The sequence below is a fragment of the Isoalcanivorax indicus genome, from assembly GCF_003259185.1.
Lineage (GTDB): Bacteria > Pseudomonadota > Gammaproteobacteria > Pseudomonadales > Alcanivoracaceae > Isoalcanivorax > Isoalcanivorax indicus.
In genome coordinates, this window is sequence record NZ_QGMP01000001.1 from 470,574 (window position 1) to 483,672 (window position 13,099).

General features: G+C 61.8%; 12 protein-coding genes. 5 read left to right on the forward strand and 7 right to left on the reverse strand.

Annotated elements, in window-relative coordinates:
* Positions 1-4 precede the first annotated feature (4 nt).
* From cysS to thrS, 3 genes are read right to left on the reverse strand one after another with little or no spacing between them, the layout of a single operon-like run.
* Complete coding sequence (gene cysS / locus DKW65_RS02140) at positions 5-1,387, reverse strand: cysteine--tRNA ligase (protein ID WP_111657480.1); 1,383 nt, start codon at positions 1,385-1,387, stop codon at positions 5-7.
* A 7-nt stretch (positions 1,388-1,394) separates the two neighbouring features.
* Positions 1,395-1,832, reverse strand: coding sequence for a phosphoribosyl-AMP cyclohydrolase (gene hisI / locus DKW65_RS02145; protein ID WP_111655710.1), 438 nt, complete (start codon positions 1,830-1,832; stop codon positions 1,395-1,397).
* Positions 1,833-1,853: 21 nt separating this feature from the next.
* On the reverse strand, positions 1,854-3,770 hold the full coding sequence (thrS, locus tag DKW65_RS02150) for a threonine--tRNA ligase (protein ID WP_111655711.1): 1,917 nt from the start codon (positions 3,768-3,770) through the stop codon (positions 1,854-1,856).
* A 228-nt stretch (positions 3,771-3,998) separates the two neighbouring features.
* Here thrS and DKW65_RS02155 point away from each other — a divergent pair, with 228 nt between their 5' ends.
* The 4 genes from DKW65_RS02155 (at position 3,999) to DKW65_RS02170 (ending at position 7,752) form a co-directional block, all read left to right on the forward strand.
* A complete protein-coding gene (locus DKW65_RS02155; RefSeq protein WP_162925651.1) occupies positions 3,999-5,408 on the forward strand; it encodes a TonB-dependent receptor in 1,410 nt (469 codons plus the stop codon).
* A 70-nt stretch (positions 5,409-5,478) separates the two neighbouring features.
* A complete protein-coding gene (locus DKW65_RS02160; protein WP_111655713.1) occupies positions 5,479-6,354 on the forward strand; it encodes a metal ABC transporter substrate-binding protein in 876 nt (291 codons plus the stop codon).
* 31 nt (positions 6,355-6,385) lie between these two features.
* Positions 6,386-6,961: an ATP-binding cassette domain-containing protein gene (locus tag DKW65_RS02165; protein WP_111655714.1), complete on the forward strand. Its 576-nt coding sequence runs from the start codon at positions 6,386-6,388 to the stop codon at positions 6,959-6,961.
* Entirely contained in the window at positions 6,961-7,752 is a 792-nt protein-coding gene (locus tag DKW65_RS02170) for a metal ABC transporter permease (RefSeq protein ID WP_211315723.1), read from the forward strand. Before DKW65_RS02165 ends, DKW65_RS02170 begins: the two co-directional genes overlap by 1 nt.
* Here the strand turns inward: DKW65_RS02170 and DKW65_RS02175 are convergent.
* The 3 genes from DKW65_RS02175 to DKW65_RS02185 are packed head-to-tail and all read right to left on the reverse strand — an operon-like array spanning position 7,749 to position 10,485.
* The gene (locus DKW65_RS02175) at positions 7,749-8,372 is read right to left on the reverse strand and encodes a DedA family protein (protein WP_111655716.1); all 624 of its coding nucleotides are present in this window, start codon (positions 8,370-8,372) and stop codon (positions 7,749-7,751) included. The two genes, DKW65_RS02170 and DKW65_RS02175, sit on opposite strands and share 4 nt — an antisense overlap.
* A 38-nt stretch (positions 8,373-8,410) precedes the next feature.
* Positions 8,411-9,244: a M23 family metallopeptidase gene (locus DKW65_RS02180; RefSeq protein WP_111655717.1), complete on the reverse strand. Its 834-nt coding sequence runs from the start codon at positions 9,242-9,244 to the stop codon at positions 8,411-8,413.
* Positions 9,241-10,485 carry a GGDEF domain-containing protein gene (locus DKW65_RS02185; protein WP_111655718.1) on the reverse strand — a complete coding sequence of 415 codons (1,245 nt, stop codon included), beginning with the start codon at positions 10,483-10,485 and terminating at the stop codon, positions 9,241-9,243. Before DKW65_RS02185 ends, DKW65_RS02180 begins: the two co-directional genes overlap by 4 nt.
* Positions 10,486-10,803: 318 nt before the next feature.
* Here DKW65_RS02185 and cqsA point away from each other — a divergent pair, with 318 nt between their 5' ends.
* On the forward strand, positions 10,804-12,057 hold the full coding sequence (gene cqsA, locus DKW65_RS02190; protein WP_111655719.1) for an alpha-hydroxyketone-type quorum-sensing autoinducer synthase: 1,254 nt from the start codon (positions 10,804-10,806) through the stop codon (positions 12,055-12,057).
* A 39-nt stretch (positions 12,058-12,096) separates the two neighbouring features.
* Here the strand turns inward: cqsA and DKW65_RS02195 are convergent, their stop codons facing one another.
* Positions 12,097-13,098, reverse strand: a complete 1,002-nt coding sequence (locus DKW65_RS02195; RefSeq protein WP_162925652.1) for a response regulator — start codon at positions 13,096-13,098, stop codon at positions 12,097-12,099.
* Between the last annotated feature and the right edge of the window lies 1 nt (position 13,099).

Sequence of the window (13,099 nt, forward strand, 5' to 3'; positions counted from 1 at the left end):
CTCCTCACTTGCGAGACCAGCGGGTGCCCTCGCGGGTGTCTTCAAGGACCACGCCCGCGGCGTCGAGTTCGGCGCGGATGGCGTCGGCGCGGGCAAAGTCCTTCGCTTTCTTGGCGGCGGTGCGCTCGGCAATCAGAGTGTCGATGGCGCTGCTGTCGAGAGCGCTGCTGTCGCGGCTGCGCTGGAACCACGCAGACGGGTCTTCGGCCAGCAGGCCAAGCATGTCGGCGCCCGCCAGCAGTTCGGCTTTCAGCCGTGGCTTGTCTGCCGGGTCGGCCTTGTTGAGGGCGCCCGCGATGCGGTGCAGGGCGCTGATGGCTTCCGGGGTGTTTAGGTCATCGCACAGTGCGGTGAGTACCGGGTGATCACTTGGCAGGGTGTATCCGGCCTCTGGCGTGATCGCGGCGTCGCGGCCCAGGGCAGCGTAATACAGGCTGTCCAGGGTGCTGCTCGCCTGTTCCAGCAAGTCTTCGCTGAAGTTCAGCGGCGAACGGTAGTGGGCCGACAGCAGCGCAAAGCGCAGCACTTCGCCGGGATAGCGCTTGAGCAACTCGCGCACCAGGCGGAAGTTGCCCAGTGACTTGGACATTTTCTCGCCGTCGATATTGATGTAGCCGTTGTGCAGCCAGTAGCGCACGTATTCGGTGCCGTGGGCGCAGCAGCCCTGGGCAATCTCGTTCTCATGGTGCGGGAAGATCAGGTCCTGGCCGCCGCCGTGGATATCGATCACCGGGCCGAGGTGGCGGGCGATCATGGCGGAGCATTCGATGTGCCAGCCGGGACGGCCTCGACCCCACGGGGAGTCCCAGCCGGGCTGGTCGTCGCTGCTCGGTTTCCACAGCACGAAGTCGCCGGGATATTGCTTGTAGGGGGCCACTTCGACACGGGCGCCAGCCAGCATGTCGTCCAGCGAGCGCTTCGACAGCTTGCCGTAGTCCGCCATGCTCTGCACGGCGAACAGCACATGGCCTTCGGCGGCATAGGCGTGCCCCTTGGCGATCAGGGTCTCGATCATGGCGATCATGTCGCCGACGTGATCGGTGGCGTAGGGCACGATGGTCGGGGTCAGGGCGTGCAGGGCGGCCATGTCTTCTTCGAAGGCGCGGCTGAAGCGATCGGTGATGGCGCTGATCGGCTCGCCGTTTTCGGCGGCGGCCTTCATGATCTTGTCGTCGATGTCGGTGATGTTGCGGGCGTAGATGACGTTCGGGTACAGCCGCTGCAGTACGCGATACAGGACATCAAAGGCCACCACGGGCCGGGCATTGCCGATATGCACATAGTTGTAGACCGTCGGCCCGCAGACGTACAGCGTCACGCGCTCGGGGTCCAGCGGGGTGAAGGTGTCCTTTTGCCCGGTCAGGGTGTTGTGCAGGGTCAGTGCCATGATCAACTCAGCGTGTCTTGTTCGGGTACAGCGTCGCCGGATCTACCAGTGGCGCCTTGTCCAGTACCAGGGTGTCGCCGTCGGCGCGCCAGAAAAAGCAGTCGCGACGGCCGGTGTGGCAAGCCGGGCCGGTCTGTTCGACCTTGACCAGCACCACATCGCCATCGCAATCAATGCGCAATTCCACCAGCTTCTGGGTCTGGCCGGACGATTCACCCTTGCGCCACAGGGTCTGGCGTGAGCGTGAGTAGTAGCACACGCGGCCGGTGTCCAGGGTTTCTTGCAATGCGGCCCGGTTCATCCAGGCCACCATCAGTATTTCACCCGTATCGTGTTGCTGGGCAACGGCGGGCACCAGGCCGTCGGCGTTCCAGGCCAGATGGTCCAGCGCCTCGGTGAGTGGCAGCGTAAAGCCTGGTGCCTGTTGCTCGTTGTCCTTGAACATGATGCCCTCGGTTGTGTGGTGTCAGGCGGGCAGTCGTGTGGCGGCCGCCAGTTGTGCCACCGCCTCATCCAGCGACAGTGTTTCGGTGTCGCGGCTGCCCAGGCGGCGAATGGCCACCTTGCGTTCACCGGCTTCCTGCTCACCCAGCACGAAAATCACCGGCACCTTGGTGCTGGAGTGCTCGCGAACCTTGTAGCCGATCTTCTCGTTACGCAGATCCAGCTCGGCGTGCACGCCAGCCGCTTCCAGCGCGGTCATGACCTCGCGGGCATAGTCGTCCACCGCGTTGGTAATGGTGCACACCGCCACCGGCAACGGTGCCAGCCAGAGCGGCAGGTGGCCGGCGGTCGATTCGATGACGATGCCCAGGAAGCGCTCCAGTGAGCCCAGTACGGCGCGGTGCAGCATCACCGGACGGCGGCGACTGCTGTCTTCGGCAACGTACTCGGCATCGAGTCGTTCCGGCAACACGAAATCCACCTGCAAGGTGCCGCACTGCCAGTCGCGGCCGATGGCGTCACGCAACACGAACTCCAGCTTCGGGCCGTAAAAGGCCCCTTCGCCGGGGTTCAGTGTGTAGTCCAGCCCAACGCTCTGCACCGCTTCCTTCAATGCGGCCTCGGCCTTGTCCCAGGTCTCGTCGGAACCGGCACGGTTGTCCGGGCGGTCAGAAAACTTCACGCGCACATCGTGGAAACCGAAGTCCGCATAGACTTCGCGCAACATGCGAATGAACGCGGCGGTTTCTTCGTTCACCTGTTCTTCGGTGCAGAAGATATGCGCATCGTCCTGGCCGAAGGTGCGGGCGCGCATCAGGCCGTGCAGCGCGCCGTGAGCCTCGTTGCGAAACAGGGTGGTGAACTCGCCCAGCCGGATCGGCAGATCGCGGTAGCTTTTCAGACCCTGGTTGAAAATCTGCACATGCCCCGGGCAGTTCATCGGCTTGATCGCCATGTCCCGATGGTCGTGGGTGCAGACGGTAAACATGTCGTCGCCGTACTTGTCCCAGTGGCCCGAGGCTTCCCACAGCTTGCGGTCCATCATCTGCGGGGTGGAGACTTCCTGGTAGCCGTTCTTTTCCATCTTCACGCGGATGTAGTTTTCCAGCGTGCGGCGCAGGCGCCAGCCTTTCGGGTGCCAGAACATGCTGCCCACCGCTTCTTCCTGCTGGTGGAACAGGCCCATTTCGCGGCCCAGTTTGCGGTGGTCGCGTTTCTCGGCTTCCTCGATCTGCTTCAGGTAGGCCGCCAGTTCCTGCTTGTCGCGCCAGGCCGTGCCGTAGATGCGCTGCAACTGCGGGTTGTTGCTGTCGCCACGCCAGTAGGCGCCGGCCACCTTGGTCAGCTTGAAGCCGTCACCGAGCTTGCTGGTGGAGGGCAGGTGCGGTCCCCGGCACAGATCAATGAAGTTACCCTGGCGGTACAGGCTCACTTCCTCGCCAGCGGGCAGGTCGCGGATGATCTCGGCCTTGAAGGTCTCGCCCTGATCCAGGAAGAAGCGGATGGCCTCGTCGCGGTCCCAGACCTCGCGGCGGATGTCCTCGTTGCGGCGCACGATCTCCTGCATGCGTTTCTCGATCGCTTTCAGATCGTCCGGCGTAAACGGCTGCTCCCGGTGAAAATCGTAATAGAAGCCGTTTTCGATGGTTGGCCCGATGGTCACCTGGGTGCCGGGGAACAGCTCCTGCACGGCTTCAGCCATCACATGGGCGGCATCATGACGGATCAGCTCCAGCGCGTCGTCGTCGTCCCGGGTCACGATTTCCACGGCCGCACCGTCCGGCACCGTCAGGTAGATGTCGGTGAGCTTGCCGTTCACGCGCAGGGCCAGGGCCTGTTTGGCCAGTTTCTTGCTGATGCGCTCGGCGATGTCCAGGCCGGTGGCCGGCGCGTCGAAGATCATGTCTGCCCCGTCGGGCAAGCGATACGAAATGCTCATGGGGTGCGAAGGGTCCGCTGGTTGCGTAAATAAAGGACGGGATTGTCCCACACATGGGAAAGGGTAGGAACTCGCTATTCCCGCTGCAAGGCAAACAGGCCAGGCCGAACGCGCTGGCAGGGCACTCCCGATTGGACTGCGAAGATGTTATATGATAACAATATGCGCCGCAAAACAATCTACCCCAAAAACAACCGGCTCCGGAGTTATCCGGCCAGAGGGATCATCGTGAACAGAAAATCCGTATTGGCTGTGGCCGTTGCTGCTGCAGCGGCAACCTTTTCCGCGCCATTGCTGGCGCAGACTGATGAGCAGGCCCCCGGCGCGGCGCTGGGGACCACGGGTATCGACCGTGCGCGTCTCACCTCCGGTACCCAGTTCAACCCCCAGATTTCCGTGATTCTCGACGGCGTCTACTACGGCGCTTCGCGTGAAGTGCATGGGCCGGCGGGCTTCGACGATGGCCATGACCACGGCCACAGCCACGGCGATGCCCACGGCCTGGAGGAGGGTTTCAACCTGCGTGAAACCGAGATCACCATGACCGCCTCCATCGATAACTACCTGGATGGCGTGGTGACTCTGGCGCTGGAAGGCAGCAGCGGTATCGAGGTCGAGGAAGCCTACCTGCTGACCCGGACGCTGCCAGCCGGCCTGCAGATCAAGGCCGGGCGCTTCCTGTCGGATATCGGCTATATCAACCGCCAGCATCCGCATGACTGGCTGTTTGTGGATCGCCCGCTGGTGAGCGAACTGCTGTTCGGCGATCACGGCTTGCAGGACAACGGTCTGCAGCTGTCCTGGCTGGCGCCGACGCCGTTCTTCAGCCGTTTTGGTGTTGAGGTGCTGCAGGGTGAGGGTGGCATTGCCAGCCAGGTCGGTGAAGAAGACTTCACTATCGTGACCTATGATGGCGACACGACTGGCGCACCCGATCGGGTCCGCTGGCGCGCCAGTAATGAGCTGGAGGACAGGTCAGGTCCGCAGCTCTACACGGCCTTTGCCAAGGTCTCGCCAGATCTCGGCTTCAATCATGCTGCCCAGTTCGGCGTATCCGGCGGCTACTCAAACAGCTTCCAGGCGCAGGAAGCGCATTCCTCCGGTCGTCTGGAAACCTGGCAGGGCGATGGCTGGTTCGCCGGTGTGGACGCCGTCTACAAGTACGATGCCGGCCGCAGCTTCGGGCATGGCAACTGGGTTGTGCAGGGCGAGTACTTCTTCCGCGAGATCGAAGCGGACTACGCCAGCCGTGTCTTCGCTGACGGCAGCACGCTGGTGCCTTCCATGGCTGGCGGTACCGATGATGTCTTCCGCAGCCGCTCTCGCCAGGATGGCCTCTATGTGCAGGCAGTGTACGGTTTTGCCCCGCGCTGGAATGCCGGTCTGCGTGCCGAGGCTGTGGGCCTGACCAACAAGAGCCTGGAAGCCAACAGCAACCGCAGCAACTTCGAGAGCTTCGATGCGTCCTATCGCTATGCGGCTCAGGTGTCCTTTGCGCCGACCGAATTCTCGCGTCTGCGTATGCAGGTCAACCTGAACGACTATGCCCATGACGATGGCGATCACGCCCACGATGCCTGGGAAGTCATGCTGCAATACAACGTGAGCCTCGGCTCGCACGGCGCCCATCAGTTCTGAGGCGCTGCCAGTGTGCCGCCCCGGCGACGGTGCCGGGGCGGCCATTTTTTCGCTGCACGGAGGTGTCTTGATGTTGCGTAGTCTGATGCTGCTGGCGTTGCTGGTGCTGTCGCCGCTGGCCAGTGCACTCAATGTCGTCGCCACCACCACCAATATGGCCATGCTGTCTGCAGCGGTGGGCGGTGAGCATGCGTCGGTCACCGTGCTGGCGCCACCGGACCGGGACACCCATTATCTGGAGTTGCGGCCGAACATGATGGTCGCGTTGCGCCGGGCCGATCTGCTGGTGTCTGTCGGTGCCGAGCTGGAAGTGGGCTGGTTGCCGCCTGCCATTCAGGGCGCCGGTAATCGGCGTCTCAATCCGGGCCAGCCGGGCTACTTCGAGGCGGCGGCACAGGTCGAACTGATCGATCAGGTGCCCGACGCCAATCGCTCGATGGGCGATGTGCATCCGATGGGTAACCCGCATGTGTACATGGACCCGGTGCGCATGGCCGATATCGCCCGGACCCTGGCAGAGCACATGGGACGTATCGAGCCAGAGCATGCCGAGGTATTTCGTGCCAACGCGCAGGCGTTTGCCGAGCGCATGGAGGCGTTGCTGAAGCGTCTGGCAGCACGGCTCGACACGCCGCCGGGTGTCTTGCTGTATCACAAGGATGCGGATTATCTGATGCGGCGCCTTGATGTGCCGGTGCTGGGTTATCTGGAACCCGTTCCCGGTGTGCCGCCCACGGGCCGCCATCTGAATGCCCTGGCCAGTGAGCTCCGCGGGCGCGAAGGTGTTATGATCGCCAATCCATGGCAAAGCCGCCGCGGCCCGGACTTTATCGGTCGCGAGCTCGGTTTTCCGGTGCATGTGTTGCCCACGAATGTGCCTGTGGGTGGCGATGTGGCGGATTACGAAGCCCTGCTTGAGCAGTGGGTGGATGCGGCAACACCCTGACGTAGCGATACCCCAGCGGCGAGATCAGTGAATGTCGGACCCCGTGCTGCTTCAGGTCACTGATCTGGAAGCAGGATACCAGCGGCCTCTTGTGGGGCCGCTGTCGTTTACGCTGCATGCCGGGCGGGTGCTGGTATTGCAAGGGGCCAATGGCGCCGGCAAGAGCACCGTGTTGCGCGCCCTGACCGGCGAGGCGCGCTGCTTCGCGGGTCACATCGAGCGCCCGGGCAATGCCCGTCTGGCCTGTCAGCCACAGCACAGCCCGCTCCCCGTTGAATTGCCGATGACGGTACGTGAATACCTGCGCCTGGCGGATGCCCGCCCGGAGACACTGGGCGGCTTGCCTGCCCGGCTGGCGGTGCTCATGGATGCTCGCCTGGATCACCTCAGTGGCGGCCAATGGCAACTGCTGCGGGTGTTTGCCACCTTGTGCCAGCCTGCGCCGCTGATTCTGCTGGATGAACCCACCAATAATCTGGACCCGGACGGCGAAGCCTTGCTGGTGACCTTGCTCGGAGCGCTGGCGCCGGAGCGTGCCGTGCTGCTGGTCTGCCATGAGGCCGATTTTGTCGCCAATGTGGCCCGCGAACAGGTGGAGATCGGTTGATGGATCTGCTGTTCGAGCCCATGTTCCGGGTGCCCTTTGTGACCGGGCTGTTGCTGGCACTACTGGTGCCGGTGATCGGCGTGCTGGCCCGGCTGCGCGATGAATGGCTGGCGGCGTTGGGGTTTGCCCACCTGGCTGGCGCCGGCGGCGCGCTCGGCAGCGCCCTGAGCCTGCCGGTGCTGCCCGCTGCCCTCGGGCTGGCGATGCTCGGCGTCATCGCCCGCGCGCTGTGGCGTCGCCAGGGTAATGATCTGTACGCGCTACTGATACTGGCGGGCTGGGCCACCATGATGCTGACGGCGGCGGTATCCCGGCATGCCAGTACCCTGGGCCAGATGCTGGTGGATGGGCAGCTCTATTTCGTGCGCCCACCGCACCTGGTAGCGGCTGCGGTCCTGCTGGGAGTCAGCGTGCCGTTGCTGCCCAGGCTGATGCGCCTGTTGCTGCGGCTTACGCTGCTGCCGCATCAGGATCAGGCCAACGGTATTCGCGTGCAGCGCTATCTGTTGTTGTTCAATCTGATACTGGCCATCAGTGTGGCGCTCAGTGCCATCACGCTGGGCGTGATGACGGCGTTTGCGTTGTTGTATCTGCCGGCCTGGATTGCCTATGGCCTGGCCCGCAGTTGGCGGACCACCTGGATGCTGGCCGCAGGCATTGGCGTGGCAGCGTACCTCGTTGCCTTTGTGGCGGCGTTGCTGATTGATCTGCCCTTCGGGCCGGTGATGGTGGCCACCCTGTGCCTGTCGGCGTGCCTGCGCTTTCTGCCCGGTGTTGCGGTGCGGCTCTAGTCCACGCGTCCGCGCCGCCATCGGTCCATGCTGATGGCGCCTATCGCCACCACCAGGGATACCAGCAGCAGTGCGCCGGAGATGGTCACCGCCTGTTCGGCGTTGAAGCCGGATGTCGCGGTCATGACCGCACCGCCGCCCATCCACATCAGTACCCACAGTATCCCGGCAGCGGCGTTGAAGGCGCGAAAGCGTGCGACCGGCATTTCCAGCATGCCGGCGACGGCCGGAATGGTGGGCCGCAGAGGTTTGCTGAAACGTCCCAGCAGGATGCTCTTGCCGCCGTGCCGCTCGATAAACACCTGGCTACGGGTCAGCAGGGTCGGGTAGCGACTGAATGGCCAGGTGTCCGGCAGCCGCTCACTGAGGTGTTTGCCGAGGCGGTAATTTGCCTCGCCGCCGAGAATGGCGCCAGCAAAGGCGCCAGCAAAGGCGGGCACCGGACCCGCGACGCCGGACCCGACCAATGCACCGACAGACAGCAGCACGGTGGCTGCGGGCAGGAAGTAACCGATGCCCACGATGGCCTCGGCAAACAGCAGCAAGAAAAGGATCACGGCGATGTAGCCGGCATTGTCGGTAATAAAGGCAGCAATACTGGCGGGGTCGAGGGGATTCATGGGCGCAAGGGTAGCATGTCCCCCTCTGCGGGGCAGCTCTACATGTCGCCGGTCAGGCTGCGGGGGTCGAGTCGCTCCTGATACCAGTTCAGGCGCCAGCACAGATGCGGGCCCGTGGCGCGGCCTGTGGCGCCGACCTTGCCGATGATATCCCCCTGCGCCACGACGTCCCCTTCGGCCACCAGAATCTCGCTCATATGGAGATAGGTTGAAGACACACCCAGGCCATGATCGATGATCAGGGTGCCGCCAGAGTAGAACATATCGTCATGCACCAGTGTGACCTGGCCGCTGGCGGGTGCCTGGATGGGTGTGCCGGTGGGGGCGGCGATATCGACACCGTAATGTGGCCGACGTGGCTCGCCATTGAAGATGCGCTGGCTGCCGTACACGCCGGTAATGCGGCCGCGTACCGGCCAGATGAAATCCTCGCGGAAGCCGGTGAGTGTGCTGTCGGTGTTGCGCGCCGCGGTGACCTGCCCGGCTTCCCGGCTGATCCGTGCCAGTGCCTCGGCGGGTGGCGTCACGGTACGTTGCGGCACCCCCTCGATACGCTGGATATCCCATTGGCGTGCCGCCAGCGTGATCTCGTAGGTGCTGCTGTCGTCGTTCCGGCGCAGGTGCAGGGAGGCAGGGCCTTCATCGTCCCGGCCAAAGCCGAAGACGAAATATCCGTCCCCGGTGACGGTAAGTCGCCTGCCATCCAGGCGCACTTCGGTGCCGGGGATCGTCTCACCGATCAGCAGTGCGCCGGGCGCGGGTTCGCCGCGCAAGGCCTTGAGCAGACCTCCGGGCGCCTCACTGGCCTGGGCAGGAGACAGTAACCAGGCCAGCAGCAACAGTGAGAGGGCAGGCAAGCGGGTGCTTTTCATGATGTCATGACTCGCAGGGTGCCGTCGTCTTCCACGCAGGCGACGCAGTTGCGGCCTGCGCCCTTGGCCTGGTAGAGGGCCTGATCGGCCTGATGAATGAGTTGTGCGCTGTCAGTGGCGCCAGCGGTCGTGCAGGCGACGCCGACACTGATGGTGACGACGGCGCGCGGTGACTTGCTGTGCGGCAGGCCCAGGCGCTCCACCCGTGAGCGCATGCGTTCGGCAAACACGAGGGCATCGCGCAGCCGTGTGCCGCCCAGCACGACAACAAATTCCTCGCCGCCGTAGCGGGCCACAAAGTCGGTAGCCCGTTGCACCATGGTCTTGGGAACATCGGCCACCTGGCGCAGGGTATCGTCGCCAGCCTGGTGGCCATAGGTGTCGTTGTATTGCTTGAAGTAGTCGATGTCGAACAGCAGTACCGCAATGCTGTCCGGCGCGCCGCGGGCCTGATGGCGCATCTTGTGCAGCAGGCTGTCGAGGCGCTGGTCCATGCCGCGTCGGTTGATGGTGCCGGTCAGGCCGTCCTCGGTCGCCTGACTTTCCAGCGACAGGTTGGCGGCCCGCAGTTCGCTGCGATGCAGGTTGAGCACCCGGTCAGACAAAAACAGCCGCCGTTCGAGGCGTTCGAAGAAGTACTGGCCAAACAGGCTCATGATGGCGCCGCTGAGGGTGAACGACCAGATCACCAGGGATTCGGCGTGACTGAAGCGACTGAAGCCGAACAGCGCCACGGCCAGGGCCACAAGAATGACCAGGCTGGTGGGCAGGGCCCAGTGAAGCTGGATACGAAACAGGCTGCCCATCAGCAGAATGGCCAGAAAACAGATATAGAAGTAGGTGTTTGCTAACGCATGATCCACGGTCAGGCCGAGGAAGATATGCACGCCGGCCATGGTCAGCGCCATGACGGCGACAGCCGGTTGCACAAAGGGCCGCCAGGGCGCGCCCATCCGCGTCAGGGCCCATACCGCTACCGTGGCCATGATGGCCAGCAGGCGCGGCCGCCAGGTCGCTGCGGTGGCCTGAGGGTCGACCAGATGTTCCACGGCGAAGGCCACCAGATACACAGTGATCATCAGGACAGTGGCCCCGGGGATCAGCCGCGCACAGGTGTCCCGGAACTGCTGGCCAAAGGCGACCTCCAGGCTGTCCGGCAGGCGCAGATGCCAGGCGAGCGACAGGTCCCGGCCAGACGGCAATGTCTGGGAATCCGGAGACGGTGCGTGCTGAGTGTTCATCAATGCCCCTGACCCTGAATGAAAGCCGACCGTGCCCGGCCGGTATTCCCTTGAATATCAATAGACTACCACCGTTTCATGGAAAAGACACAGGGGGGTTCCCGGCCCGTCGACGGGGCGAACGCGATGAAGTTAAGGCTGCTTTAATATTTTTTATGATGGCACTTTGACATCATTTTTTTAAAAAAATAAATATTTTTCATAAAGCATTTATGCCGATAAAAGCGGCATTCCCTTTGCTCTATCTTAAATGGCACGGCTGTCTCTATCTGGGAGGGGTCGTTCGTTTTATTCCGTATTGAGCAAAGGAGATAAGATATGAACATTAAAGTGGGTCTTGTTCAGGATGACGTTAACAGAAAAAAATATCCTGAATACCTCAGTGGCCGTATAGATGCTTTCTATAGTGAGCGCTGGGGAGCCTTGTGGGGTGGCAAGCATCTGCTGCGCGGGTTGATTCCCGGTGACAGCGCCATACAGATGATCAGCAATGATTATCTTGATGTCGCCAATCATCCGGAGGTCATCGCGGCACAGATCGATTGCCTGAAAAACGGACCGCAGAGTCTGATGATGTCGGGTTCGCTATTGCGTGGTGATACACCACAGCGCCGCTTCGAAAAACGGATGGCAGATTATTGCGGGTATCAGTCCGCGATACTGTGTCAATCCGGCTATGCGGCGAATGTCGGCCTGATACAGAGTGTCGTGCAGGAAGGTACGCCGGTTTATATGGATATGAACGCCCACGCTTCATTGTGGGAAGGCGTACGCAGTGGTGGCGCAGAAGTGAAGCCGTTCCGGCATAACGACATGCAGCATCTGGAGCGGCAGATGGCGCGCTATGGTCAGGGTCTGGTGTGTGTTGACTCAATCTACAGCACCATGGGCAGTGTCTGCGATCTGATGGCGGTCATAACCCTGGCAGAAAAATATCAGTGCATGATACTGGTGGATGAATCCCATTCGCTGGGAACACATGGTCCAGCGGGTGCCGGACTTGTCAGCGAAATGGGGCTGCAGGATCGGGTTCACTTTGTCACGGCCAGTCTTGCCAAGGCATTCTGCGGGCGAGCTGGCCTGATCCTGTGCCCGAAGCAGTTCGCCGATTACTTCTGGATGACGTCGCTGCCAGCGATATTCAGCTCATGTCTGCTGCCCAGCGAAATTGCCGGGCTTGAGGCAACCATGGATATCATTATTCGTGATGACTGGCGTCGTGAGGCACTGCATGCCAATGCGGATTACCTGCGTCATGGCCTGGCTGAACTGGGTTACAACGTGACGGCCAGTGGTTCGCAGATTATCTCGCTTGAGGCGGGTCCTGAAGATGCGACGTTAAGACTGCGCGAAGCGCTGGAGGAGCGGGATGTGTTTGGCTCCGTATTCTGCGCACCTGCGACGGCGAAAAGCCGTTCCATGATCCGGTTTAGCGTCAATGCCGGGTTGAGCAAGGCGGCGCTGGACAGGGTGCTTGGTGTATGTCGTGACATCCGCGATGAGGTGGGCATGGCTTCCTGGCCATCCACGTTGCGCTTGCAGCGGGATCAGCGCCGGTTCAATCACGATTGAAGAAGGAGGGAGTATGGAGCGGGGCATGATGCCCCGCTCTCACTCTGTATCCAGACTTTCGAGATAATTGATATAGCTGGATGTTGCACTGTCGTATTCAATGTCGGCCGGCGGGCTGTCAACGAGCGCACAGTACCAGGTCTGCACCCCATCTATCCGTATCGCATCATGAACATGTTCATTCCACGGGAATATCTCGCCGTCGTCATAGTCTTCCGGCGTGGACCATAGCCAGGGCAGGGCCTTGCCATGGGTTACGCGACGAATGAGTGATGCCGGTGCATTATGGCGTTTCAGAGTAAAAAGGTGGCGCTCAAGGTCGCTGGCGTTGTTGATGACCAGGCGATACAGGTGGCCCTGCATGCTGACCAGCAGGAAACCATGTGGATCCTCGACATAGTAGTATTCGACGATATTTCTTGATGACGTCAACGTGAAGAAATACTCGATAAAGGCCGGATCATAGATGAAGTCGGGTGGTTCCAGTGCCAGCGTGTTCTGGATCATCATGGATACTTCCTGGAAGTATCGGCGCTGAAGGTCCTGAATGGTGCTGTTGATGCGCTGGGTGATATGTGGATCATTCTTGAGCATGAACTGGTCAATAATGCCCTCATTGAAGGCGCGCACGGCGATCTTTTCGTCCGCCACGCCGGTAAGCAGTATCTTCTTGATGCGTGTGCCGCGGAGCCGCTCACAGAACTGAACGCCATTCATTTCCGGCATGTCATAGTCCACCACCACAACCGAGATATCGCGGAAACGTTCGGCATTGCTGATTTCCTGTTCGATCAGAGTGAGATCCAGACGAATTACCCGGTCAGCCTGCCCGGGGGAGGGCCGGGTATAGTAGGAAAAGCAGCGTTGATCGAGCGTTATGCGTGGGCTGCGGCTTTTTATCATCTCAAGGCACTGGACTGGCGAGGAGTAGAAAAGACAGGCCAGGGACTCATCGAGTTGCAGGCTGAAGTTCTCCAGAAAACGCTGATTATCATCCAGCATGACGATGGTTGTGGGGTGAAAATAGGGCTGTATCTGCATG

Excerpts from the sequence above, each read along its gene's own strand:
- DKW65_RS02160 (WP_111655713.1), top strand. The coding sequence starts at position 5,479 with ATGTTGCGTAGTCTGATGCTGCTGGCGTTGCTGGTGCTGTCGCCGCTG.
- thrS (WP_111655711.1), bottom strand. The coding sequence starts at position 3,770 with ATGAGCATTTCGTATCGCTTGCCCGACGGGGCAGACATGATCTTCGAC.
- cysS (WP_111657480.1), bottom strand. The coding sequence starts at position 1,387 with ATGGCACTGACCCTGCACAACACCCTGACCGGGCAAAAGGACACCTTC.
- hisI (WP_111655710.1), bottom strand. The coding sequence starts at position 1,832 with ATGTTCAAGGACAACGAGCAACAGGCACCAGGCTTTACGCTGCCACTC.
- cqsA (WP_111655719.1), top strand. The coding sequence starts at position 10,804 with ATGAACATTAAAGTGGGTCTTGTTCAGGATGACGTTAACAGAAAAAAA.
- DKW65_RS02165 (WP_111655714.1), top strand. The coding sequence starts at position 6,386 with ATGTCGGACCCCGTGCTGCTTCAGGTCACTGATCTGGAAGCAGGATAC.
- DKW65_RS02195 (WP_162925652.1), bottom strand. The coding sequence starts at position 13,098 with ATGCAGATACAGCCCTATTTTCACCCCACAACCATCGTCATGCTGGAT.
- DKW65_RS02175 (WP_111655716.1), bottom strand. The coding sequence starts at position 8,372 with ATGAATCCCCTCGACCCCGCCAGTATTGCTGCCTTTATTACCGACAAT.
- DKW65_RS02170 (WP_211315723.1), top strand. The coding sequence starts at position 6,961 with ATGGATCTGCTGTTCGAGCCCATGTTCCGGGTGCCCTTTGTGACCGGG.
- DKW65_RS02180 (WP_111655717.1), bottom strand. The coding sequence starts at position 9,244 with ATGAAAAGCACCCGCTTGCCTGCCCTCTCACTGTTGCTGCTGGCCTGG.
- DKW65_RS02185 (WP_111655718.1), bottom strand. The coding sequence starts at position 10,485 with ATGAACACTCAGCACGCACCGTCTCCGGATTCCCAGACATTGCCGTCT.